We start from the raw sequence: 23591 nt of genomic DNA, 5'->3' as shown, positions 1-23591 counted from the left end.
CAAGCGCAGACAGCGTCTCGACAAAGCCGGCGAAGGACCTATGTTCGCGCCCAGGTGCGAGTGCAGAGGTATTTGGCGATGGTCCAACTCACCCTTCCCAGGAACTCCAGAATTTCAAAGGGCAAGACCTGGCCCAAGCCGGAGGGCGCGGCGAACCTGCGCGAGTTCAGGGTCTACCGCTTCGATCCGGACCAGGACGAGAACCCGCGCTGGGACACGTATTTCGTCGATCTCGACGAGTGCGGGCCGATGGTTCTGGACGCGCTGAACTACATCAAGAACCGGATCGATTCCACGCTGACCTACCGGCGCTCCTGCCGGGAGGGAATCTGCGGCTCGTGCGCGATGAATATAGGCGGGCGCAACACCATCGCCTGCACGGCCGGCATCGACGAGTTCAAGGGCCGGGTCACCATCGCCCCGCTGCCCCACCAGGCGGTGATCAAGGACCTGGTGCCGGACCTGACGAACTTCTACGCCCAGCTGGCGCACATCAAGCCCTTCCTCCAGACCGTCACGCCCGCGCCCGAGCGCGAGTGGCGCCAGAGCCAGGAGGACCGCGCCGAGCTCGACGGGCTGTACGAGTGCATCCTGTGCGCCTGCTGCTCGACCGCCTGCCCGTCCTACTGGTGGAACTCGGACAAGTATCTCGGCCCCGCCGCCCTGCTGCACGCCTATCGCTGGATCGCCGACAGCCGCGACGAGATGACCGGCGAGCGCCTGGATGCGCTGGAAGACCCGTTCAAGCTCTATCGCTGCCACACCATCATGAACTGCGCCCAGGTCTGCCCGAAGGGGCTGAACCCGGCCAAGGCGATCGGCAAGATCAAGGAGCTGCTGGTCGAACGCGAGGTGTGAGGCTGCGGCCGAAGCGACGCGCTGGGGCGGCCCCGCGCCGTCACTGCAAAAAGGCGCTATCTGCATAATTTAATGCACTTTTTCGCGTCGGCATGGTGGATACAGGCGCCGATTGAAATCGGCGAGGAATTCCATGACCGACGCGGCCGGGCTCGGCGCGCGCCTGAGGGCGTTGCGCGCGCGAATGAACATGAAGCAGGATACCGCCGCGGCGGAGCTTGGGGTCAGCCAGGCCTATATCTCGCGCCTGGAATGCGGGGCCGCTAAGCCCGCGCCGGACCTCGCCGCGCGTATCGAGCGGCTGCTGGAGACCCCGCAATTCCGGCCCTATTTCGATCGGTGGCGCGAGACGGTGCGCCATTGCGAGGGCTTCGCGAGCCTCATCCGCATGGAGTCGGGCCGTGTGCGCGCCGACTGCTTCTCCGCCGGGTTCGTCCGGCTGGGCGGGGTGTTCTCGGAGATCCGCACCGGCCAGCCGCTCGACGGCCTGTTCGCGCGCTCCACGGACGATCTGTTCGCCATCCTCGTCGGCGAGGGCCTGTTCGAGGGCGCCGTGGTGCGGACCGAGAACCTCTGGCGCTCCGGCGAGGCGCAGGACGCGGCCTGCTTCCGCGTCGTCAACATCCCGGTGCGCGACGATCTCGGGCAGTGGTTCGTGCACACCACCCACCAGCCAGTTCCGCCGGCGGCATTCCTTGCCTGGCAACGCCGGAACGACCGGCCGCACGTCGTGCGGGCGTTCGGATAGGGAGAGGGTTGCAACCCAAAGACCCTACTTCTAATAAGAAATTACATGACCTCCGCGTCTCGCGGGTTAGGTCTAGACCGGAGAGCCGAGCGGAGGACCTTGTGCAGACCGGTGACTGGGGCGCCCGACTTCGTGCATTCCGTGTGCGGATGAAGATGAAGCAGGAGGCCGCCGCCGACGCGCTGGGCGTCAGCCAGGCCTACATCTCACGGCTGGAAGCGGGCGGGCTCGAGCCCTCGCCGGAAATCGCCGAGCGCATAGACAGCCTGCTCCGCCCGCCCGAACACCGCGCCCATTTCGATCACTGGCGCGTCGCGATCCGGCACTGTCCGGGCTTTTCCACGCTGATCCGCCAGCATGACGATCACATCTGCCTCGTGGAGATCTCGCGCGGCCTGCGCCGGCTCGGCGAGCCGTTCACCAGCTTCAACCCCGGTCAGCGGATCGGTCCCGACCTGGGGCCGGACATAGCCCGGCTGCTGGAGGAGTTCGCGGCGACGGGCATTCTCGAGGGCACGGTCGGCCGCGTGGAGGACGTCTGGTCGTTCCAGGCCGACGGCAAGCACTTCTACTTCGAGTCCGTCAGCACGCCGTGCGTGACGATCTCGGCTACTGGCACGCCTATTCGTGCCACATGCCGGTCGAGCGCGAGACCTATCTCGCCCGGCTCGAGGCGGGCCGGCCGCAGGTCGTGGCGCATCACGATTCCGGCGTTTGAATTATTCATCACCCCCAGCGTTAAGGCGCATTTACCCTGATCCGCGCGAGCCTCGTCCTCAACGCCGTTCCCCGGCGGCGACCACAGGACATCCGAGGACTCGCGACCATGACGCTCAGCCGACTGATCTATATCAGCCGTCCCGCCTTCCCCATCCGTGCCGGCTGGCTGCAGGGCCCGCTCGCCGACATCCTGTCGGCGGGGCTGCGCAACAATCCGGAGAACGGGCTGACCGGCCTTCTCGGCGTCGAACGCAACCGCTTCTTCCAGATCCTGGAAGGCGATATCGCCTGCCTGACGCTGACCTTCGAGCGCATCGCCCGTGACAAGCGCCATTTCGACATCCGCAGAGTGACCCTGGAGCCGGTCTCGCGGCGCCTGTTCGACGACTGGGCGGTCGCCTTCGCGATGCGCGCCACCCTGCCGCCCGGCGCTCCGGCGGAACCCGACTTCGAGGCCATGAGCGCCGAGGAGATCCTCGCCCGCGGCCAGCTCCTGCGCCAGACCGGCGTCGTCGCGGAGCGCGAGCGGATCGGGTTCTGCAAGGCGAGCTGAGGCTCACGCCCGGCCGGCGAGGACCTCGGTCTCGGCGCGCAGAACCTGCGTTGCTCCGGCCTCCGACCGGGGCAGATCGGCATCGGGATCGCGTGCCGGACCGAAGGCGAGGCAGTAGCGCGCGCCGCGCTTGGCCAGGAGCTCGTGGAACACGGTCATGTGCTTGAGCTCCTCGTGGACCTGGCCGAGCGCATAGAAGGCCAGGCTCATGCGCTGGCGGATGCCGACCGGCAAAACCGGCGCGCCGAACTTCTTCGCCAGGCCCGCGGCCGTCGGCATCCACTCCTGCTCGACGAGGCGCCAGCGCTTCCAGCTCCACACCGACATGCGCCCGGCCGGGAACACCACGACGCAGCGCTGCTCCCTGAACGCCTGCACCGCCAGGCGCAGCGTCTCGCGCGTCTTCTGGCGCGAGCGTGCGGTGACGCGCCATTCCACCGGAATGACCCGCTCGGCCAGGCCCGGGCAGACGCGGATCGCGTCGAGGTTGGCGAAGAACACGGCGTCCGGCCGGCGCGCCTTGATCGCTTGCCAGACCGCGATGCCGTCCGCGATGCCGCCGGGATGGTTGGCCACGATGACGCACGCGCCTTCGCCGGGCAGCCGCTCCAGCCCGTGGGCCTCCACGCGCATCGACAGGAAGCCTTCCGCCCAGTCGAGCGCGTCGCGCCCCGACAGCCCGGCGATCGCGTCGGCGACCTGCACCGCCCTGGAATAGCCCAGCAGCGGATAGAAGACCGCCTTGACTAGCGGCCAGGCCCGGCTCTGTCGCAGCCGGACGGCGCGCTCCTCGATGAGGCGGTCGACGATGTGGGTGTCCTGCGGCTCGCGCTCCATGCGCCCCATGGTGACCGATCCGCCGGCCCCCGCAAGGGGAGCTAACGGCAGGAAAGCGCGCCCGGGGCGATCGCCTCGCACACCTCGGGATGGCCGGCGCAGCAGTCGGAGACGAGGAAATCGATGAGCGCGCCCGCCTCGGTGAGGTCGACCGAGTAGATCCGCCGGCGCCCGTCGCGCCGGGCGGCGACGAGGCCGGCATGGGAGAGGATGGCGAGATGGGCCGACAGATTGCTCGGCGACACGCCGAGGCGTTCGGCGAGCGTGCCGGCCGGCAGGCCCTGCGGTCCCGCGGCGATGAGGATACGGAAGAGCTTCAGGCGCGTTTCATGGGCGAGCGCGGAAAGACGCGTCACGGCCTCGTCCTCGGAAAGCGTCCCTGCAGCCATATTTCAATAATCCTTGAAACGATGAGAAATCCAGTCTAGCCATGCCGGCTCACGCTGGCGAGCCCGCTCCGGAGGCCTCCATGAACATCCTCGTCCTGTGTACCGGAAATTCGGCGCGGTCCATCATCGCCGAAGTGCTGTTCACCGAGCTCGGCCGGCCCTGCGGCGTGCGCGGCCACTCGGCGGGCTCCGACCCGAGGGGCGAGCCCCACCCGATGGCGCTGACGGTGCTCGAGGCGCACGGCCACGACACCTCCGGACTCGCCTCCAAGCGCTGGGACGTGTTCGCCCGGCCCGACGCGCCGGTGATGCAGGCGGTCGTCACGGTGTGCGATTCCGCGGCCGCGGAGACCTACCCGGTCTGGCCGGGCGCGCCGGTCCAGGCGCACTGGGGGCTCGCGGATCCGGCCGCCGTCACCGAGGAGAGCCGCCAGCGCGAGGCCTTCAACGCGACCTACCAGGCCCTGCGCACCCGGGTGGAGGCCTTCCTGAAATCGGACTGGCGCGCGGACGATCCGGTCTCGCTGCGCAATGCGCTGGAGGCTGCCCATGCGTGAGGACCCCGCAAGGACGCCGGAGATGGCGCCGCCGCCGGAGGCGGGGATCGGCCTGTTCGAGAAATGGCTCTCGGTCTGGGTCGGGCTCGCGATCCTCGCCGGGATCGGTCTCGGCACGCTGGCGCCCGGCCTGTTCGAGGCGCTGGCGGCGCTCGAATACGCCTCGGTGAACCTGCCCGTCGCCGTGCTGATCTGGGCGATGGTCTATCCCATGATGGTCAATGTCGACTTCGCCAGCCTGAAGCATGTCGGCGACCGGCCGAAAGGGCTCGTCATCACGCTGGCCGTGAACTGGCTGGTGAAGCCCTTCACCATGGCGCTGCTCGCGGTGGTCTTCTTCGAGACCGTGTTCGCTCCCTTCATCGACCCGGCCGACGCGCAGCAATACATCGCCGGGCTGATCATTCTCGGCGCCGCGCCATGCACCGCCATGGTCTTCGTCTGGTCCCAGCTGACGAAGGGCGATGCGACCTACACCCTCGTCCAGGTCAGCGTGAACGACCTCGTCATGGTGTTCGCCTTCGCGCCCATCGTCGCGCTCCTGCTCGGCGTGACCGACATCGCCGTGCCGTGGGAGACGCTGCTGCTCTCGGTCGGGCTCTACGTGGTTGTTCCCCTCGCCGCCGGCATGGCGACGCGGCAGCTCCTGCTGCGCGGCGGGCGCGAGGAGGGCGCGGCGCGGCTCGCCGACTTCACCGCGCGCATCAAGCCGGCCTCGGTGATCGGGCTCGTGGCCACCGTCGTGCTGCTGTTCGGCTTCCAGGGCGAGACCATCCTCGCCCAGCCGCTGGTGATCGCGATGATCGCGGTGCCGCTGCTGCTCCAGTCCTACGGGATATTTCTCGCCGCCTACGGGGCAGCCTGGCTCTGGAAGGTGCCGTTCAACGTCGCCGCTCCGTGCGCGCTGATCGGCACGTCGAACTTCTTCGAACTGGCCGTGGCCGTCGCGATCTCCCTGTTCGGGCTGAACTCCGGCGCCGCGCTCGCCACCGTGGTCGGCGTGCTCGTCGAGGTGCCGGTCATGCTCTCCCTGGTCGCGCTCGCCAACCGGACGCGCGGCGCGTTCGGCTGAGGCGCGCGGCCCGCCTGGACCCGAGGGGGGCGGGCGAGGACCGGGCCAAAGGGGTCTTCCCGGCCGGCCGGAGCGGGCCGCCTCTCTTCAACGCGGCGTCCAGGCGCGTTCCGTCGCGGCGCTCGGGGCTTGCCAGGCCGGGCCTGCGCTGAAAGGGTTAGGCCATGACCATGCTCCTTGCCCTCCTCTCCGCCCTCGTCGTCCAGACCGATCCGCAGGCCATGGCCGGCGGCTATGTCGCCACGGGCGAGGACGGGCAATGCCGCGTGATCCTGATGGAGCCGGCCAGCCGGCCGGCGGACAGCCGGCTCGCGCCCGCCTCGACCTCGGGCCTGGCTGCGGCGGAGCCGGGCTGCGCGCTGGTGCTCGCCGAGGCCGGCATGTGGACCCTGCTGCACGAGGAGGGCCAGCTCGTCCTCACCGGCATCGGCGGCGAGCCGCTGTGGACCGGCACGGCCGGACCGGGCGGAAGCTGGCAGGGCATGGACGCGGCCGGCGCGAACGTGCTGCTCGCCCGGCGCTGAGCGCCGCGCTCGCCTCGACATCGCCCCCGCCCGGCGCTATCCCTCCCGGCCAAGGCCGCAGCCGTAAAGGCGCGGCAAGAGAACCAGTCCGGGAGACCTCCTCATGGCGCGCGAAATCCACCATTTCATCAACGGCAAGGCCTTCGAAGGCAGCTCCGGCCGCTGGGGCGACGTGTTCGACCCCAATACCGGCGAGGTCCAGGCGCGCGTCCAGTTCGCCACCGAGGCGGAGGTGGCCAAGGCCGTCGCGATCGCCGAGGCCGCCCAGCCGGCCTGGGCCGCGGTCAACCCGCAGCGCCGCGCCCGCGTCATGTTCAAGTTCAAGCAGCTGCTGGAAGAGAACATGGACGAGCTCGCCCGCATGCTGGCGAGCGAGCACGGCAAGGTCGTCGCCGACGCCAAGGGCGACGTGCAGCGCGGCCTGGAAGTCATCGAGTTCGCCTGCGGCATCCCGCATCTTCTCAAGGGCGACTACACCGAGGGCGCGGGGCCCGGCATCGACGTCTATTCCATGCGCCAGCCGCTCGGCGTCGTCGCGGGCATCACCCCGTTCAACTTCCCCGCCATGATCCCGATGTGGATGTTCGGCGTGGCCATCGCCTGCGGCAACGCCTTCATCCTGAAGCCCTCGGAAAAGGACCCCAGCGTCCCGGTCCGCCTGGCCGAGCTGATGCTGGAAGCCGGCCTGCCGGAGGGCATCCTGAACGTCGTGCACGGCGACAAGGTGGCGGTGGATGCGATCCTCACCCATCCCGACATCAAGGCTGTCAGCTTCGTGGGCTCCTCCGACATCGCCCAGCACGTCTATTCGACCGGCACCGCGCACGGCAAGCGCGTGCAGGCCATGGGCGGAGCGAAGAACCATGGCATCATCCTGCCCGATGCGGACATGGACCAGGTGGTCAAGGATCTCGTCGGCTCGGCCTACGGATCGGCCGGCGAGCGCTGCATGGCGCTGCCCGTGGCCGTCCCGGTCGGCGACGACACGGCCGAGAAGCTGATCGACAAGCTCATGCCCGAGATCGAGAAGCTCAAGCCCGGCCACTCCACCGATCCCGACGCCGCCTACGGCCCGGTCGTCACCGCGGCGCACAAGGCCAAGATCGAGCAATACATCCAGATGGGCGTCGAGGAAGGCGCGAAGCTCCTCGTCGACGGGCGCGGCTTCGAGCTGCAGGGCCACGAGAAGGGCTTCTTCATCGGCCCCTCGCTGTTCGACCGCGTCACGCCGCAGATGCGCACCTACCAGGAGGAGATCTTCGGCCCCGTGCTGCAGATCGTGCGCGCAAGGGACCTCGAGGAGGCCGCGCGCCTGCCGAGCGAGCACCAGTACGGCAACGGCGTCGCGATCTTCACCCGCAACGGGCTCGCCGCGCGCGAGTTCGCCGCCAAGGTCAATGTCGGCATGGTCGGCATCAACGTGCCGATCCCGGTGCCGGTCGCCTATCACACCTTCGGCGGCTGGAAGCGCTCCGCCTTCGGCGACACCAACCAGCACGGCCCGGAGGGCGTGAAGTTCTTCACCAAGATCAAGACGGTCACCCAGCGCTGGCCGACCGGCGAGGTCGCCGACCAGGCCTTCGTGATCCCGACGATGCAATAGGCGGTCTTCACCGCGGTTGCGCCGGACGCCGGGTGGTCCTACGATCACCCGGCATCTTGGCATTCGGGGGGAGCCGGAGTGACGCAGGTCCGCGAGATCATCCCGGTCGTGACGCCGGCGGCGCCAGGCACCGCGACGGCGTCTCTTCGCCTGAAGAAACCTCGCCTTGGCAAATCAGCACGGACAGACGTAAGACTGAGCCATGAGCGATGTCATCGACCGGCTGATTGCGGAGTGGGACGAGGAAGCGCCCGAACTCGACACCAGCGGGATGGCGATCGCCGGCCGGCTGATCGCGCTGGGCGACCGGCTGCGCGAGCGCGCGACGCGCGTGCTCGGCCAGTTCGCACTGAGCTATCGCGAGTTCGACGTGCTTGCGACCCTGCGCCGCGGGGGCCCGCCCTATGCGCGCCCCGCCGGCGAACTCGCCCGCGCCGTGGTGCTGTCGAGCGGGGCCATGACGGCCTGTCTCGACCGGATGGAGCGGCGCGGCCTCATCTCGCGCGAACGCAGCGATCAGGATCGCCGCACCGTGATCGTGCGCCTGACCGCGGAGGGCCGCGCGCTCGCCCTGAAAGCCGCCCGGGCCTGGTTCCGCAGCGTGAACGCCCTGTTTGCCGAGGCCGAGGCGGACGGGCTCGGCGAGCCCTTGCGGTGCCTGCTTGCCGGCGTCGAGACCGATGCCGCCCGGACAGGCCGTCCGTCGACCGGGGAGGCGGGCCCGGCGCGAGCCCCGCACCGGGCATGAATCGGGCGGCGGTCCGGGGGGCGGCGTCGCATGCGCTGCGGCCCGGCTTTGGAATTTCGCTGAACCTGTTTTATTTCAACGCGCGAAGAAGCGCCTGAGACACGACCACCGTTCCCGCCCGCGAGGGGCGGTTCAAGACCAGGGACCCGAGCCTTGACCGATAGAAAACCCAGAAAACGCGCCCGCCGCGGCGAGCGCCGCGAACTCATCATCGAGGGAGCTCAGAAGATCTTCTCCGAGCAGGGGTTCTCGGCGAGCACGCGCGACATCGCGGCCTCGCTCGGCGTGACGCAGGCCCTGCTCTACAAGTATTTCCCGAGCAAGGAAGCGCTCATCCAGGCGGTGTTCGAGAACCGCTACGCCCACGGGCGCTTCATGCCCGACCCGGAAATCCTCGCCGACACTTCCCGGCCGCTCGTGGAGCGGGTGACGGCCTTCTACGGCGCGCTGTTCGATTTCCTGCGCGACGGATCGCTGCGCCTGTTCATCCGCGCCGCGCTGGACGGCTATGCCGCCCACGACATCTATGCCAATGAACTCGTGCGCGGTTCGATCCTGCCGCTGGTCGAGGCGATGCGCGCCGAACTCTCCCTGCCCCCGACCTCCGAGCGGGCGATGAGCAATGCCGAGTACGAGATCGCCATGGCCGAGCACGGCGGCACCGTGTTCATCGCGATCCGCAACCTGGTCTACGAGCGCGGCCCGCACATCGAGGTGAAGGACGCGATCGCCCAGCACGTGCGCATCTGGCTGCCCGGCGCGCTGGCCGAGATGAAGCGCATCCATGCCGACTGGTCGGAGCAGAAGCCGGTATCCGAAGCGCTTCTTCAGGCGCCGGGGCTGGAGAGCGTGCAGCGGGAGCGCTAGAACGTCTCTCCGACCAGGGAGGAGAGCCGTGATCGAGCTGTTCCGTTTCCGCACCGTCCCAGACATCGTGTTCGAGCCCGGCGCCGGGCGCCGGCTGTCCGCCCTGATCCGGCCCAGTCTCGGAGCGGCGCGGCGCCTTTTCGTGCTGACCGATGCCGGGCTGCGCAGGGCCGGCCTGCTCGACGCGCCGCTCGCCGGTCTGGAAGAGGCCGGCTACGCGGTCGAGGTCTATGACGAGGTCGTCGCCGATCCGCCCGAGGCGATGGTGCTCGAGGCGGCGCAGCGCGCGCGCGATTTCGGTGCCGAGGCGGTGATCGGCTTCGGCGGCGGCAGCCCGATGGACACCGCCAAGATCGTCGCCCTGCTGATCTCCGGCGAGCAGGATCTCGCCTCCATGTACGGCGTGGACAAGGTCACCGCCTCGCGCCCGCCCCTGGTCCTGGTGCCGACCACGGCCGGGACGGGCTCGGAGGTGACGAGCGTCGCGGTCATCACCACCGGGGAGACCTCCAAACGCGGCATCGCGGCCGCGCCGCTCTATGCCGACATGGCCATTCTCGATCCGGAACTGACCCGCGGCCTGCCCCGGGCCGGGACCGCGGCGACCGGCATCGACGCGATGGTCCACGCCATCGAGGCCTATACCAACAGGCGTTCGAAGAACCCGGTCTCCGACGCGCTGGCGCTGACCGCGCTGCAGCGCCTGCACCGGGGCCTGGAGCGCGCCTGCAAGGACGGCAACGACATGGAGGCGCGCGGCGACATGCTGCTCGGCGCCATGCTCGCCGGCCAGGCCTTCTCGAATTCGCCCGTCGGCGGGGTGCACGCGATGGCCTATCCGCTCGGCGGCATCTTCCACGTCCCGCACGGGCTGTCGAACTCGGTCGTGCTGCCGCCCGTGCTGCGCTTCAACGCGCCGGTGGCCGAGGCGCAGTACGCCGAGCTCGCCGGCGCGATCGGGCTGAAGCCGAGCTCGTCCGCGCTCATCGACGAGATGGAGCGCCTCGCCGAGTGCGTCGGCATCGAGCGGCGCCTATCCCAGCTCGGCATCAGCCACAACGACGTGCCGCGCATGGCCGAGGACGTCGCGGCGAACGACCGGCTCCTGCCCAACAATCCGCGCGAGATGGGCTATGACGACATCGTCGCGATGTACGAGGAGATCCTGTGAGCGAGCGGACCGCGCCCGCCACGCGCGCCGCGTTCGCCGCGTTCGAGCCCATCGAGACGCGCTGGGCGGACAATGACGTCTACGGCCACGTCAACAACGTGGCCTATTACGCGTTCTTCGACACGGCGGTGAATCGCTGGCTGATCGGTCAGGGGCTTCTCGACATCGCAGCGGGCAATCCGATCGGGCTCGTGGTGGAGACCGGCTGCCGCTATCACGCCCCGGCCGCCTTTCCCGAGCCGCTGGAGGCCGGCCTGAGGGTCGCCAGGCTCGGCACCAGCTCGGTGCGCTACGAGATCGCCCTGTTCCGGCAGGGCGAGCACAGCGCCATCGCCGAGGGGTTCTTCGTCCACGTCTATGTCGACCGCGAGACCCGCCGGCCGGCGCCGCTGCCGCAGGCGTGGCGGGACAGGCTGGCGGGGCTGCAGGCCTGAAGCCTTGCCGAGCCCGGGCAAGGCCCGCTATCCCTGCCCCATGCGCCGTATCGAACGCCCCCTGTTTCTCTTCGCCGCCGCCGCGCTGGCCTTCGCGCTCATCTTCGCGGGGGCGCTTGCCTGGTGGCTGAAGGGCCTGGGCGCATGAGCCCGGCGCAGGCGCTGGAGCAGGCCATCGCGTCCGGCAAGCTGGAAGCCGACCCGGCCCAGCGGGCGGTCGCCGAGCGCCTGTCCCGGCTCGATGCCGAGATCGCGCCCTGGGCGAAGGCGAAGAGGAGCTGGCTCCGCAAGGCCCCGCCCGCGCCGCGCGGTATCTATCTCTGGGGCGGGGTTGGCACCGGCAAGTCCCTGATGATGGACCTGTTCTTCCGCGCCGCCGAGATCGGGGCCAAGCGCCGCGTCCATTTCCACGCCTTCATGCAGGACATCCATGCGCGTCTGGGCGCCGAGCGCGAGCGCCACGAGCGCGACCCGCTGCCGCGCGTGGCCAGGGCGGTGGCCGGGGAGGCGCGCCTCCTGTGCTTCGACGAGTTCCAGGTCACCAACGTCGCCGATGCGATGATCCTCGGCCGGCTGTTCAAGGGCCTGTTCGAGGAGGGCGTCGTCATCGTCGCGACCTCGAACCGCCATCCCGACGATCTCTATCGCAACGGCATCAACCGCCAGCTCTTCCTGCCCTTCATCGATCTCATCAAGGACCGGCTGGACGTCGTCCGTCTCGATTCCGGGCGGGACTACCGCCTCGAGCGCCTCGAAGCCGCGCCGGTCTATTACGCGCCGCTCGACGGGAAGGCCGAGCAGGCCATGGACGCCGCCTTCGAGCGCCTCACGATGGGGGCCGAGCCGCGCTCCATGACGCTGACCATCCAGGGCCGGCAATTGCACGTGCCCTACGAGGCGGCGGGCGTGGCGCGCTTCACCTTCCAGGCGCTTTGCGAGCGCGCACTGGGGGCGGCGGACTACCTGCGCATCGCCGAGACCTTCCACACCGTGATGATCGACGCGGTGCCGCGGCTCGGACCGGACAAGCGCGATGCGGCGGCGCGCTTCGTCACGCTGATCGACGCGCTCTATGAGATGAAGACCAAGCTGGTGATGAGCGCGGCCGCCGAGCCGGACGCGCTCTACCCGGAAGGCGACGGGGCCTTCGAGTTCCGCCGCACCGCCTCGCGCCTGATGGAGATGAGGAGCCACGACTACCTCGCCGCGGAGCGGACCGGCGAGGCGGAGCGCTGATCGCGCAGGCGGCGCGCCGCCCAGGGTTAACGCCCGTTAACGAATTCGGCTGCGCCCCCGGGCGCGCTGTGTCATGATCGCCTCCCACACAGGCTTGGGAGGGCCGGTCATGCTTCGCCTCTTCACTATCCTCGCCATCGCCGTCCTGCTCGCCGCGACGGGAGCCTTCATCGTCCAGCCCGGAGCCTTCGCCGCGGCGCAGGAGCCGGGCAGCGACGCGGCGATCGCCGAACCGCCGGGCACGGGTGACGGTCCGGGGTATGTCTGGGATCGGGAATTCGACGCCTCCGGCTTCTACCTGCCGACATCCGATCTCGTGGCTTCGGGCTGGGTGCTCGATCACATCCATGTCGGCCGGCCGGAGGACTTCGACGCGTGGGAAGAGGAGTCCATGCCCTCCATGATCCCGGTCTGGATCGACTTCCACCACGAGGACAGCCCGACCGGGATGGGCGAGCTCGGCGAGTACTTTCTCGACACCAAGCGCGTCCGCGCGCAGGGCTTCTTCATCGAACCGGGCCGCTTCGACCTGCGTGCCCTCGACCCGGAACTCAACTCGGTGGTGATCTCCGGCATGTTCCACCCCGAACATTTCCATGCGCCGGGCGGCGTCCCGAGCCCCGAGCCGTCGCTGACCGGGGGTGCGGAGATCAACGGCGAGCGTTTCCGCAACGTCTCCTTCACCCACTGGCTGGGCGATTAGGCCGGAAGCGCTGCCGCCCGGCGCCAGGCCCCGGGCGGAGCGCCGGTCAGCGCCGTGACGGCCCGTGTCATGTGGGCCTGGTCGCAGAAGCCGGTTTCCGACGCGATGGCGCTAAGGCTTGCCGGCGTGTCGACCGCCGCGCGCCAGGCGCGGCGGGCCCGCGCCTCGGCCGCGAAGCTCTGCGGGGCGATGCCGAAGCGCGACCCGAATCCCCGCGACACCGTCTCCGGGCGCAGGCCGGCTTCGCGCGCGAACGCGGCGAGGTCGACATCCTGTTCGCTCAGGCGCCGGGCCAGGGCGTCCGGCCAGTCCGCCTCCCTGTTGGCCGGCACCACGGCGAGGCGCGCGATCTCTGCGGCCGCCTCAAGCGGGTCGCCACGCGCGAGTCGCACGATCAGATCGAGATCGCCGCTGCGCGCGATCCCGGTGCGCGGCCGGCCGGGAAGCGCGAGATTGACCAGGCGCGAGACCCGCGCGCCGCCCCGGTCGGCATGGGCGCAGAACGGGGCGTGGACGAGGATATCGCCCGGACCGGCCTCGATCCGGCCGGTCTCGCCGAACTCGGCATAACCGCCTTCCAGGACGATCGTCGCGTACGCCGTCGGGTGGCGGTGCCGGGCGAGCCGGTCACGGGCGGGCAGGAGCTTGACGGGTGCGAAGGCCGGTTGGGCGGTCATGCGACCACCCTAATCGACCTCCCGGAGATGTGAAATCGGTGCGGCCCACATCAAGCACGTTCAAGACCGCTGCCTCGGGCTCGTTCTAAGCTCTGTGTCCCGGACCCCTGACGCTGAGACCAGGCCCATGGCGCGCATCGCACTGTTCCTCCTCGCCGCAGCCTTCGTCCTTGCCGGCCTTGCCGGCGCGTGGATCTTCCTCAACCCCGCGACGCCGCCGCTCGACCGGATCGAGGGCGGCGAGATGACGGCCATCGACGTGCGCACCGGTGTCTATCGCGAGGCGGAGGGGACCGAACGCTTCATCGCCCCCGACCTCGCCGGGGGATGGCGCATGTACGGCACGCAGCTGCCGAGCTGGGCGCACTATGACGAAGACGGGACGCGCACCGACGAGCCCGGTGCGATCCGTTTCACCGGCGGCGGCTATGTGCGCACGCTCGGGGACGGCACGTCGCGCGAGGCGGTCCGGCTCGATCCCCAGCCCTTCACCCTGTCCGCGCTGGACGTGGGCCGCGATGTCGCGCTCCGCGCCTGGCTCTTCGCCCCTGCCGGCGAGCCGGATCGCCTCGTCGTGATCGTCCACGGCTCGGGCAGTTCGGACCGGCGCAATGCCTATTATGTGCTGCTTGCCCAGACGCTCGCCCGGGCGGGCGCGGCGGTCGTGCTGCCCGACAAGCGCGGCTCGGGCCGCTCGGGCGGGGACTGGCGCAGCGCCGACTTCGATACGCTCGCAGGCGATGCCGCCGCGTTCATGCAGGTCGCGCAGGCCCGGTTCCCCGGCGTGGAGCCCGCCTTCGTGGGCGTCAGCCAGGGCGGGTCGATCGCGCCGCTCGCCGCGCAAATTGCCGGCGTCTGCGACATCGTCATTCTCGGCGCGGCGATGGTGCCGTTTCACGAGCAGCTGCGCACCGAGATTTCCAACGACGTGCGCGCGGAAGGCATCGCGGACTGGCTGAATCCCGCCGTCACCACGGCCTTCGCGGCCCGGGCGCGCGGGCGCTACCGGGAGTTCTGGCGCCGGAACGGAGACTACGACACGTTCGAGGCGCTCGGCGCGTGGGACGGGCGGGCCTTCATCGCCTATGGCCAGCTGGACGAGTACGACAATGTCCCGGTCTCGCGCAGCGTCGCGCGTCTCGAGGCGCGCTTCGGCGAAGACCCCGACGTGTCGTGGCGGGTCTATCCCGATGTCGGCCACGCGCTGCTGACGCCGGACTACCGCTTCCATCCGGGCTTCGTGGAGGACCTCCTCGGCTTTCTCGCTCTGGAGCCGCAGGCGCGCTGAGCGAACGGGAGCCGCCGCGCCGCATTGCCCTGCGCCTCCGTGAGCGCTAGACCTGCGCCGAAGCATTCGCGCGCGCAGCAAGGCGGGCGTGCGCTCCCCGCAACGCACTCACGGAGACTGTCCATGGCTCGCAAGAAGATCGCCCTCATCGGTGCCGGCATGATCGGCGGCACGCTCGCCCACATCGCCGCGCGCGAGGAACTCGGCGACGTGGTCCTGCTCGACCTTGCCGAGGGCACGGCCAAGGGCAAGGCGCTCGACCTGTGCGAGGCCTCCCCGGTCTTCGGCAAGGACAGCCAGCTCACCGGCGCCAGCGCGCAGGACTACGCACCGATTCAAGGCGCGGACGTGTGCATCGTCACCGCCGGCGTGCCGCGCAAGCCCGGCATGAGCCGCGACGATCTGCTGGAGATCAATCTGAAGGTCATGAAGGCCGTCGGCGAGGGCATCAGGAAACATGCCCCGAACGCCTTCGTGATCTGCATCACCAACCCGCTCGACGCCATGGTCTGGGCGCTGCGCGAGTTCTCCGGCCTGCCTCACGAGAAGGTCGTCGGCATGGCCGGCGTGCTCGACAGCGCGCGCTTCCGCTGGTTCCTGGCCGAGGAGTTCGGCGTGTCGGTCGAGGATGTCACGGCCTTCGTGATGGGCGGGCACGGCGACACCATGGTGCCGCTGACGCGCTATTCCACCGTCGCCGGCATCCCGGTCCCCGACCTCGTCGAGATGGGCTGGTCGAGCAAGGAGAAGATCGACGCGATCGTCGACCGCACCCGCCAGGGCGGCGGCGAGATCGTCAAGCTGCTGGGCAACGGCTCGGCCTTCTACGCCCCGGCCGAGAGCGCCATCGCGATGGCCAAGTCCTATCTCAACGACAAGAAGCGCGTCTTCCCCTGCGCGGCACACCTGACCGGGCAGTTCGGCGTCGACGGCATGTATGTCGGCGTGCCGATCGTGATCGGGGAAGGCGGCGTGGAGAAGATCGTCGAGATCAGCCTGACCAGGGACGAACAGGACATGTTCGACCACTCGGTGAACGCCGTGAAGGAGCTGGTCGCGGCCTGCAAGAAGCTGGACAGCTCGCTGGCCTGAGGCTCGCGCGGTAGAGAACCGGCAAGCCCCGGGCCGGGTACCGGTCCGGGGCTTTGTCGTTCTGTCAGAGACCCCATCTATGCCCAAGCGGCGCCCTGGCCTGCCGCTTTGCCCGACTGGAGGAAGACATCCATGCCCCTCAATATCGCGGTCTATGGCGCCACCGGCGCGGTCGGCAAGGAGATGCTGACGATCCTGGCCGAACGGCTCTTCCCGGCCGGGGAGGTCCATGCGCTCGCCAGCCGGCAGTCGATCGGGCGCGAGCTGTCCTACGGCGACAGGACGCTGAAGGTGAAGGACGCGGCAAATTTCGACTTCTCGAAGGTCGATCTCGTCCTGATGAGCGCGGGCGGGGACGTGTCGAAGGCCGAGGCCGAGAAGATCGCGAAGGCGGGCGCCCTCGTCATCGACAATTCCTCGGCCTGGCGCATGGACCCGGACGTGCCCCTCGTCGTGCCGGAGGTGAACGCGCACGAACTCGAGGCGCGGCCGAAGAAGGGCATCATCGCGAATCCGAACTGCTCGACGATCCAGACCGTGGTCGCGCTCAAGCCCATCCACGACCGCGCGAGGATCAGGCGCGTGTCGGTCTCAACCTACCAGTCGGTCTCCGGCGCCGGGCAGGCGGCGATGGACGAGCTGTGGAACCAGACCCGCGCGATCTACGTGAACGATCCGATCGAGCCGGACGCCCTGCCCAAGCAGATCGCCTTCAACGTCATCCCCAAGATCGACGTCTTCATGGAAGACGGCGCCACCAAGGAAGAGTGGAAGATGACGGCGGAGACGAAGAAGATCCTCGATCCGAAGATCAGGCTCTTCGCCACCTGCGTGCGCGTGCCGGTCTTCGTCGGCCATTGCGTGGCGGCCCATATCGAGCTGGAAGAGGAGCTCTCGCCGGAGGAGGCGCGCGACATCCTGCGCGAGGCGCCGGGCGTCATGCTGATCGACCGAACCGACGAGGACGACCCGATGTATGTCACCCCGGTGGAAAGCGTCGGCGAGTTCGCCACCTTCGTGTCGCGCGTGCGCACCGACCCGACGGTCGAGCACGGGCTCGCCATGTGGATCGTGTCCGACAATCTCAGGAAAGGCGCAGCCCTCAACGCGGTGCAGATCGCGGAGGTCCTGGTCAATAACGGCGTGGTGAGGGCCTAGATCGCGCGCCGCGCGCGCCGCACGCCGGCCTGCCGGCGCGCGGCGGGCTTCAGGCCCAGCATCACCATCGGCGCGATGCCGCCCATGCGCAGCACGATCTCGTGCAGGACGATCGGCGCGGCGATGCCGGCGGCGAGGCCGAGCGCGAGGCCGGCATAGGGGTCGGGCCGGCCGATCAGCTGATAGGCCAGCTGAAGGCCCAGCACCGCGAACAGGTGATAGAGATAGATGCTGAAGGAATAGGCCCCGATCCGGGCCAGCGGGCCGACCGTGACGCGCAGGGCCAGCAGCGTGCCGCTCCACGCGAGGCCGAGGCCAAGGGCCATGGCCGTGCGCCGCGCGATGTCGCGGTCCGGCTCTGCGAGGACCGCCAGCGCGTGTGCTGCGAACAGCACGAGGCCCAGCGCCAGCGCCGCGAGGCCGACCCGCCTGACCGCGCGCGAGTCGAGGCGGGCGAGCAGGAGGCCGAACCCGAAGAAGGGCGCAAGATAGATGGCCCGGTCGAGCGACATCCACTCCACCCCGCGCCCCAGCGGCGACAGGAAGGCGGCCGCGGTCAGCATCAGGAAGACGAAGGCCGCCAGCTGCGGCCGGCCCGGCAGGGCGAGGTCGACCAGCGCGATGGCGCAGAAGATCGCGACCAGTGCCTGCAGGAACCAGAAATGGGCATAGGGCTGCACATAGACCGTCCAGAAGCGGGACGGCTCGACGGCCCAGGACCCGCCCGTCACGGTCATGATGACGGCAAAGGCCGTGGCGGCGAACACGAACGGGACGATGAGGCGCCTCGCCTTGCCTTGCGCGAACGCGCCCGCCCCGCCCGGCCGCACCGGACGTGCCGCATAGACGAAGCCGGACAGCATCGCGAAGAGCGGCATGCGCAGATGGAAGAAGAGCTCCGCGAACACGGCGAGGGGGTGATCGTCGGCCACGCGCAGCCCGTGATCGGGCGCCTCGCCGATCACGTGCAGCGCGACCAGCAGCAGGCAGGCAAAGCCGCGCAAGGTGTCGACGGAGAGATCGCGTGAGGTTTCCAAAGCCTGTCGGGTCCCGTAACGGCACGCTTCCCGCTGAATCGGGCGCCGTGGTACGCGATCCCGGCAAGTTCGGGGCCGAACGCCCGGGACGTCAGGCGGCTGGACCGGACCCGCGGCCGTGGGCCAGCTTGATGATGGCGATGCGTGCGGTCAGGGCGAGCCAGATGGCGCCGGTGATCAGCGCGAACGGTGCGAAGGCCTCGCTGGGAAACAGGCGCGACAGCAGGACCAGGCCCGCCGCCGCGAGCGCGTGCCGGCCGAGCGAGCTCCAGCCCACATCGCGGTAATGCGCCGCGCGCCTGGCGGTGCGCTCGGAGAACCAGCGCAAAGCGCTGGCGGCACGGCCGCCATCGTGGTGATCGCGCCGCTCTCCGGCCTCCCGGTGATATTTCAGAACATCTCCCATGCCCTCAGGGTACGGAATAAAAACGCGCTTGTCAAAAATATGTCATCGCTCGACGAAGGGGCCGTCACGACAGGCAATTCGGCTGCCGTCGCGACCCAGGGGCCAACCCCCGCGCCGAAACGAAAACGCCCGCCCGGCGATGGCTTCGGGGGAAGCGGCCGGGCGGGCGTGGGTGACGTCTGCCGGACGGGCGTGGGACAGGAGGTCCGGCAGGCGCGACTTTCGTGAGGCTCAGGCGAGCGCGGATTCGGCGCGCATGACGGCGGCGACGGCATGGACCACGGCCGCGATGCGCACGCTCGCCTGGATCTGCTCGGAGGACAGGCCGGCCTTCTTCAGCTCGCCCTCGTGGCTGTCCACGCACATGCCGCAGCCATTGATGGCCGAGACCGCGAGCGACCAGAGTTCGAAATCGGCCTTTTCCACGCCCGGATTGGCGATCACGTTCATGCGCAGCTTGGCGGGCAGGGTCTTGTAGTCCTTCGCCATCGCCAGGTGGGTGAAGCGGTAATAGACGTTGTTCATGCCCATGATCGAGGCGGCGGCCTTCGCGCCGGTCTTCGCCTCGGCCGACAGCTTGTCCTCGACCTCGCCGGCGATGGCCTTCAGCGTCTCGGGCTCGCCTACTGCATAGGCGGCGGCCAGGAAGGTGCCGAACTTCTTCTGCTCGTCGAGGATGGTCTCGCGCGCCAGCGAGGACAGGTTCAGCTTCAGGTCCTTGGCGTACTCGGGCAGGCGCGATTTGAGATCGTCGAGGCTCATGGCGCTCTCCGTTTCAGGTCGGATTCATCGGGGCCGGTCCCCGGAGGGGCCGGAGCAGGGGTGCGCCGGGGCGGGCGCGGAAGGGGTGACCTTCCGGGGGAGATCGCCCGCCCCGTCGCGAACCGGTCTGGCGTGACCGCCTAGGCCGCGATCGTCTCGCCGCCGACCTCGCGGTTGCACGGGCACAGCTCGTCGGTCTGCAGCGCGTCGAGCACGCGCAGCGTGTCCTCCGGGTTGCGGCCGACATTGAGGTTGGTCGCGTAGACGTGCTGGATCGTGCCCTCGGGGTCGACGATGTAGGTGTAGCGGTAGGCCACGCCTTCGGGCGAACGGATGCCGAGGCTGTCGACCAGCGAGCCCGTCGTGTCGGCGAACTGCCACATGTCGAGCGTCTTCAGGTCGGCGTGCTCGCGCCGCCAGGCCAGCTTGCAGAACTCGTTGTCCGTCGAGCCGCCCATGACGACCGCGTCGCGATCCTCGAACTCGTCCTTCAGCTTGGCGAACGCGACGATCTCGGTCGGGCACACGAAGGTGAAGTCCTTCGGATAGAAGAAGATGACCTTCCACTTGCCTTCGAAGCTGTCCTGCGTGATCGGCTCGAACGCGCTCTCGCCGTTCTCCTCGTGATGGTTGAACTTCGGCTTCACGCCGACGACTTCGAATTCGGGAAGCTTGTCGCCAATACCCAGCATGTGATGCTCTCCTGTTGTCGCGAATGAGTGTCTGGAATAACCGCCGGTCGAGGCGGCCAGCGCGAGGCCTGCGCCCCCGCTGTCGGACGGGGATATGGACCCTCGTGTGCCATAAATCCAATGGATTGTTTCTTTGCCGGCCATAGCCTAAATCGATAGCCATGAGCACGATCCTCCCCACCCTGCGCCAGCTGAAATTCCTCGTCGCGCTCGCCGAGCACGGCAGCTTCTCGCGCGCGGCCGAGGCGACCCACGTTACCCAGCCGACCCTGTCGGCGGGCATCAAGGAGCTGGAGACCGCGCTCGGTGCGACGCTGGTCGAGCGCGGCGCGCGCGGCGCCACGCTGACCCCGGCCGGCGAGGCGGCGGTGGAGCGCGCGCGCATCGTGCTGACCGAGGCCGAGGACCTGGTGCTGGCCACGCGCGCAGCCGGCGAACCCCTGAGCGGGCCGTTCCGGCTCGGCGTGATCCCGACCATCGCCCCCTTCCTGCTGCCCAGGGTGCTGCCCGCCCTGCGCGAGGCCTTCCCGGCGCTGGAGCTCTTCCTGCGCGAGGACCTGACCCATCGCCTGCTCGACGCGATCAAGGACAGGAGGCTGGACGCCGCGCTGATCGCGCTGCCGTACGAGGAGCCGGGCATCGAGACGATGTCGCTGATGGAGGACGAGTTCCTGTTCGCCGCGCCCCGCGATCACCGGCTCGCCAAGGTCAACCGGCTCACGCCCGACATGCTCGCCGGCGAGCCGCTCCTGCTGCTGGAAGACGGCCATTGCCTGCGCGATCACGCCCTGTCGATCTGCGGGGGCGGGCCGGGCGGACCGCATGGCGAGCAGGTGCGCTCCGACTTCGCCGCGACGAGCCTGCACACCCTGGTGCAGATGGTCAGGAGCGGCATCGGCGCGACGCTCCTGCCCAAGCTCGCCCTCGATGCCGGCCTCGCCGACCGGCTCGATCTCGCCGTGCGCCCCTTCGATCCGCCCGTCGCCGGCCGCGCCATCGGCATGGCCTGGCGCAAGGGCAGCGCGCGCGGCGAGGAGGCCAGGCAGCTCGCCGAAGCGGTGAAGGGGGCTTTGAGCCCATGAAAACCTACGCCATGAACGGCGCCGGCAACGCCTTCGTCCTGCTCGACGCGCGCGGGCGCGGCGAGCCGCTTTCGCTGACCGGGCAGCAGGTGCGCGCCATCCACGCGCGCCACCGCTTCGACCAGCTGCTCGCGCTCGAGGCCGATCCGGTCGCCGATGCCCGCCTTCGCGTGTGGAACGCCGATGGCGGCGAGGTCGGCGCGTGCGGCAACGGCGCGCGCGCGGCGGCCTGGCTGATGTTTCAGGCCAGCGCAGACGACGCGCTGACGATGAGTTCGGCCGGAGGGCCGCTCGCCGCCCACCGCCGCCGCGACGGGCGCGTGGAGGTCGATCTCGGCCGGCCGCGCCTCGACTGGAGCGAGATCCCGCTCTCGCGCAAGATGGACACCGTGGCGATGGACTACGCCGTCGACCTGCCCGGCGGCGGCCGGCTGAGCCGGCCCGGAGCGGTCTCGATGGGCAATCCCCACGTGGTGTTCGAGGTCGAGGACGTCGTCGCGGTGCCGATCGCGGAGATCGGCCCGCAGATCGAGCACGACCCGCTGTTTCCCGAGCGCGTCAATGCCGGCTTCGCGCAGGTGCGCGGCCCGCGCTCGATCCGCCTGAGGGTGTGGGAGCGCGGGGCCGGGCTGACGCTGGCCTGCGGGACGGGCGCGTGCGCCGCGCTGGTGGCGCTGCACCGCCAGGGCCGGGTGGAGCGCGAGGCCGCGATCGAGGCCGATGGCGGCCTGCTCGGCGTGCGCTGGGCCGCGGACGACCATGTCTTCCTGTCCGGTCCGGTGGAGATGCAGGGCGAGATCGAGCTTCCGGAGCTCCCGGAGCTGGCGGACTGACGCGGTTCATGCGCCGGCGCGGTTTGTGGCGCTCGCGGCGCGGTTTATAAGCGTCGGGTTTCGACCGGGATCGCCGACGCGCATGCGCCATTTCCAGATCGTTTTCCTGATCCTGGGCCTGCTCTACCTGGGGCTGGCGGCGCTGGCCGCGCTGGTCGCGATAACCTCGCTCGGCCTGGCGGACGGCGCGGCCGGGGGGTTCTTCGAGTGTGCCGTCGCGGCCGGCTTCATCGGCGGCGTGCTGGCCATGGCCGGACGCGGTGCGGCCATGGACCTGGAATTCCGCGCCGCGGTCGCGCTCACCGTCGGCGCCTGGATCGGCATGCCGCTCCTGGCTTCGATCCCGTTCACCACGGGGCCTGTCTCGCTGAGTTTCACCGACGCGGTCTTCGAAGCCGTGTCGGGGATCACCACGACCGGGTCGACCGTGATGGCCGGGCTCGATGAAACCGCGCCGACCATCCTGTTCTGGCGCTCGCTCCTGCAATGGATCGGCGGGATCGGGATCATCGGCCTCTCGATCGCGATCCTGCCCTTCCTGCGCGTGGGCGGGATGCAGCTGTTCCAGCTGGAATCCTCCGACCGGTCCTCCGACCGCGTCATCGCCAGGCCCGGCAATCTGGCCCTCATCATCGCCGGGCTCTATGTCAGCCTGACCCTGGTGTGCGCCCTCAGCTACGGCGCGGCGGGCATGACCGGCTTCGAGGCGGTCAACCACGCGATGACCACGGTCTCCACGGGCGGCTATTCGACCAGCGACGGCTCGATGGGGCATTTCGCGGCCGGTGCGCACTGGGTGGGCATCGTCTTCATGCTCGGCGGCGCGATACCGTTCCTGACCTACGTGCGCATCCTGAGCCGGCGCGAGGCCCGGCGGCCCGGCGCGTTCGAGGAGGTGGGCGGGCTGCTGCTCCTGGTCGCGGGCTTCACGCTCGTGATCATCGCGGCCCGCCTGGCGCTCCCCGGAGAGGACGAGGGCCTGATCCGCGTCTCGCTGTTCAACACGATCTCGGTGATCACGACGACCGGCTATGCCGTCGGCGACTACCAGGCCTGGGGGCCGCTGGCCCTTGCGGCCTTCTTCATCCTGACCTTTCTCGGGGGCTGCGCCGGCTCGACCTCGGGCGGGTTCAAGACCTTCCGCATCCAGATCATGGTGAAGTCGATCTGGCGCACCCTGCAGCAGGCGCCGCTGCCCCATTCGGTGGTGGTGTCGCGCCATGCCGGCCAGAAGCTTTCGAACGCGGACATTGCCTCCGTCGCCCTGTTCGCGGGGCTCTATGTGGCGACCTTCGCGGCCGGCGCGATCCTCCTGGCCGCGTTCGGGCTGGATTTCGTGACCGCCATCACCGCCTCGGCGACCGCGGTGGCCAATGTCGGCCCCGGTCTCGGCGACGTCATCGGCCCGGCCGGCAACTTCATTCCGCTGCCCGACGACGCGAAATGGGTGCTCTGCCTGATCATGATCCTCGGCCGGCTCGAGATCATCACGATACTGCTGATGATCACGCCGCGCTTCTGGGGGCGCTGAGCGCGCATCCTTC

The 23591-nt window shown here is 69.5% G+C and carries 27 protein-coding genes; 20 read left to right on the top strand and 7 right to left on the bottom strand.

The window, feature by feature from the left end; translation table 11 throughout:
* Positions 1-78: 78 nt before the first annotated feature.
* The 4 genes from JW792_RS11835 to JW792_RS11820 all read left to right on the top strand — a co-directional run bounded on the left by JW792_RS11835 (position 79) and on the right by JW792_RS11820 (position 2879).
* Positions 79-858, top strand: coding sequence for a succinate dehydrogenase iron-sulfur subunit (locus tag JW792_RS11835; RefSeq protein ID WP_135995646.1), 780 nt, complete (start codon positions 79-81; stop codon positions 856-858).
* Between the two features lie 133 nt (positions 859-991).
* Positions 992-1606, top strand: coding sequence for a helix-turn-helix domain-containing protein (locus JW792_RS11830; protein WP_135995647.1), 615 nt, complete (start codon positions 992-994; stop codon positions 1604-1606).
* A 155-nt stretch (positions 1607-1761) separates the two neighbouring features.
* On the top strand, positions 1762-2364 hold the full coding sequence (locus tag JW792_RS11825; RefSeq protein WP_158291582.1) for a helix-turn-helix domain-containing protein: 603 nt from the start codon (positions 1762-1764) through the stop codon (positions 2362-2364).
* A gap of 68 nt (positions 2365-2432) precedes the next feature.
* Positions 2433-2879, top strand: coding sequence for a BLUF domain-containing protein (locus JW792_RS11820; protein ID WP_135995649.1), 447 nt, complete (start codon positions 2433-2435; stop codon positions 2877-2879).
* A 3-nt stretch (positions 2880-2882) separates the two neighbouring features.
* Here JW792_RS11820 and JW792_RS11815 read toward each other — a convergent pair whose 3' ends face one another.
* Positions 2883-3725, bottom strand: coding sequence for a 1-acyl-sn-glycerol-3-phosphate acyltransferase (locus JW792_RS11815; protein ID WP_241094963.1), 843 nt, complete (start codon positions 3723-3725; stop codon positions 2883-2885).
* 32 nt (positions 3726-3757) lie between these two features.
* The gene (locus tag JW792_RS11810; protein WP_135995650.1) at positions 3758-4105 is read right to left on the bottom strand and encodes an ArsR/SmtB family transcription factor; all 348 of its coding nucleotides are present in this window, start codon (positions 4103-4105) and stop codon (positions 3758-3760) included.
* Positions 4106-4185: 80 nt separating this feature from the next.
* Between JW792_RS11810 and JW792_RS11805 the strand changes: the two genes are divergently transcribed.
* From JW792_RS11805 to JW792_RS11760, 10 genes are all read left to right on the top strand, one after another.
* Positions 4186-4662 (top strand): arsenate reductase ArsC, encoded by a 477-nt coding sequence (locus tag JW792_RS11805; RefSeq protein WP_135995651.1) that lies wholly within the window; start codon positions 4186-4188, stop codon positions 4660-4662.
* The gene (gene arsB, locus JW792_RS11800) at positions 4655-5734 is read left to right on the top strand and encodes an ACR3 family arsenite efflux transporter (protein ID WP_277419626.1); all 1080 of its coding nucleotides are present in this window, start codon (positions 4655-4657) and stop codon (positions 5732-5734) included. The genes JW792_RS11805 and arsB overlap by 8 nt, the downstream gene beginning before the upstream one ends.
* A 164-nt stretch (positions 5735-5898) precedes the next feature.
* A complete protein-coding gene (locus tag JW792_RS11795) occupies positions 5899-6258 on the top strand; it encodes a hypothetical protein (protein ID WP_135995652.1) in 360 nt (119 codons plus the stop codon).
* A 103-nt stretch (positions 6259-6361) separates the two neighbouring features.
* Positions 6362-7861: a CoA-acylating methylmalonate-semialdehyde dehydrogenase gene (locus JW792_RS11790; RefSeq protein WP_135995653.1), complete on the top strand. Its 1500-nt coding sequence runs from the start codon at positions 6362-6364 to the stop codon at positions 7859-7861.
* Positions 7862-8063: 202 nt separating this feature from the next.
* Positions 8064-8609 (top strand): MarR family winged helix-turn-helix transcriptional regulator, encoded by a 546-nt coding sequence (locus tag JW792_RS11785; RefSeq protein ID WP_135995654.1) that lies wholly within the window; start codon positions 8064-8066, stop codon positions 8607-8609.
* A gap of 153 nt (positions 8610-8762) precedes the next feature.
* Positions 8763-9476: a TetR/AcrR family transcriptional regulator gene (locus tag JW792_RS11780; protein ID WP_158291583.1), complete on the top strand. Its 714-nt coding sequence runs from the start codon at positions 8763-8765 to the stop codon at positions 9474-9476.
* Positions 9477-9507: 31 nt separating this feature from the next.
* Positions 9508-10647, top strand: a complete 1140-nt coding sequence (locus tag JW792_RS11775; protein WP_135995919.1) for an iron-containing alcohol dehydrogenase — start codon at positions 9508-9510, stop codon at positions 10645-10647.
* A complete protein-coding gene (locus JW792_RS11770; RefSeq protein ID WP_135995656.1) occupies positions 10644-11081 on the top strand; it encodes an acyl-CoA thioesterase in 438 nt (145 codons plus the stop codon). Before JW792_RS11775 ends, JW792_RS11770 begins: the two co-directional genes overlap by 4 nt.
* Before the next feature lie 144 nt (positions 11082-11225).
* Positions 11226-12317 (top strand): cell division protein ZapE, encoded by a 1092-nt coding sequence (gene zapE / locus JW792_RS11765; RefSeq protein WP_135995657.1) that lies wholly within the window; start codon positions 11226-11228, stop codon positions 12315-12317.
* 109 nt (positions 12318-12426) lie between these two features.
* The gene (locus tag JW792_RS11760) at positions 12427-13020 is read left to right on the top strand and encodes a hypothetical protein (protein WP_135995658.1); all 594 of its coding nucleotides are present in this window, start codon (positions 12427-12429) and stop codon (positions 13018-13020) included.
* Here the strand turns inward: JW792_RS11760 and JW792_RS11755 are convergent.
* Positions 13017-13697 carry a helix-turn-helix domain-containing protein gene (locus JW792_RS11755; protein ID WP_135995659.1) on the bottom strand — a complete coding sequence of 227 codons (681 nt, stop codon included), beginning with the start codon at positions 13695-13697 and terminating at the stop codon, positions 13017-13019. The genes JW792_RS11760 and JW792_RS11755 overlap by 4 nt on opposite strands.
* A 127-nt stretch (positions 13698-13824) precedes the next feature.
* Here JW792_RS11755 and JW792_RS11750 point away from each other — a divergent pair, with 127 nt between their 5' ends.
* The 3 genes from JW792_RS11750 (at position 13825) to JW792_RS11740 (ending at position 17235) form a co-directional block, all read left to right on the top strand.
* Complete coding sequence (locus JW792_RS11750) at positions 13825-14985, top strand: alpha/beta hydrolase family protein (protein WP_135995660.1); 1161 nt, start codon at positions 13825-13827, stop codon at positions 14983-14985.
* Between the two features lie 123 nt (positions 14986-15108).
* Positions 15109-16077 (top strand): malate dehydrogenase, encoded by a 969-nt coding sequence (gene mdh / locus JW792_RS11745; protein WP_135995661.1) that lies wholly within the window; start codon positions 15109-15111, stop codon positions 16075-16077.
* Between the two features lie 132 nt (positions 16078-16209).
* A complete protein-coding gene (locus JW792_RS11740) occupies positions 16210-17235 on the top strand; it encodes an aspartate-semialdehyde dehydrogenase (protein WP_135995662.1) in 1026 nt (341 codons plus the stop codon).
* Here JW792_RS11740 and JW792_RS11735 read toward each other — a convergent pair.
* The 4 genes from JW792_RS11735 to JW792_RS11720 all read right to left on the bottom strand — a co-directional run bounded on the left by JW792_RS11735 (position 17232) and on the right by JW792_RS11720 (position 20132).
* Positions 17232-18272 (bottom strand): acyltransferase family protein, encoded by a 1041-nt coding sequence (locus tag JW792_RS11735; RefSeq protein ID WP_158291585.1) that lies wholly within the window; start codon positions 18270-18272, stop codon positions 17232-17234. The two genes, JW792_RS11740 and JW792_RS11735, sit on opposite strands and share 4 nt — an antisense overlap.
* Positions 18273-18363: 91 nt before the next feature.
* On the bottom strand, positions 18364-18678 hold the full coding sequence (locus JW792_RS11730; RefSeq protein WP_135995664.1) for a hypothetical protein: 315 nt from the start codon (positions 18676-18678) through the stop codon (positions 18364-18366).
* A 231-nt stretch (positions 18679-18909) separates the two neighbouring features.
* Positions 18910-19440 (bottom strand): alkylhydroperoxidase, AhpD family, encoded by a 531-nt coding sequence (gene ahpD / locus JW792_RS11725; protein WP_135995665.1) that lies wholly within the window; start codon positions 19438-19440, stop codon positions 18910-18912.
* A 140-nt stretch (positions 19441-19580) separates the two neighbouring features.
* A complete protein-coding gene (locus JW792_RS11720; RefSeq protein WP_135995666.1) occupies positions 19581-20132 on the bottom strand; it encodes a peroxiredoxin in 552 nt (183 codons plus the stop codon).
* Positions 20133-20293: 161 nt separating this feature from the next.
* Between JW792_RS11720 and JW792_RS11715 the strand changes: the two genes are divergently transcribed.
* From JW792_RS11715 to JW792_RS11705, 3 genes are all read left to right on the top strand, one after another.
* Entirely contained in the window at positions 20294-21214 is a 921-nt protein-coding gene (locus tag JW792_RS11715) for a hydrogen peroxide-inducible genes activator (RefSeq protein ID WP_135995667.1), read from the top strand.
* Positions 21211-22047: a diaminopimelate epimerase gene (gene dapF, locus JW792_RS11710; RefSeq protein WP_241094962.1), complete on the top strand. Its 837-nt coding sequence runs from the start codon at positions 21211-21213 to the stop codon at positions 22045-22047. The genes JW792_RS11715 and dapF overlap by 4 nt, the downstream gene beginning before the upstream one ends.
* Positions 22048-22129: 82 nt before the next feature.
* Positions 22130-23578: a TrkH family potassium uptake protein gene (locus tag JW792_RS11705; RefSeq protein ID WP_135995668.1), complete on the top strand. Its 1449-nt coding sequence runs from the start codon at positions 22130-22132 to the stop codon at positions 23576-23578.
* Positions 23579-23591 lie beyond the last annotated feature (13 nt).

The organism is Marinicauda algicola (genome assembly GCF_017161425.1).
GTDB lineage: Bacteria > Pseudomonadota > Alphaproteobacteria > Caulobacterales > Maricaulaceae > Marinicauda > Marinicauda algicola.
Note: the sequence above shows the minus strand (reverse complement) of the source record. Positions and strands in the feature narration are given on the sequence as shown.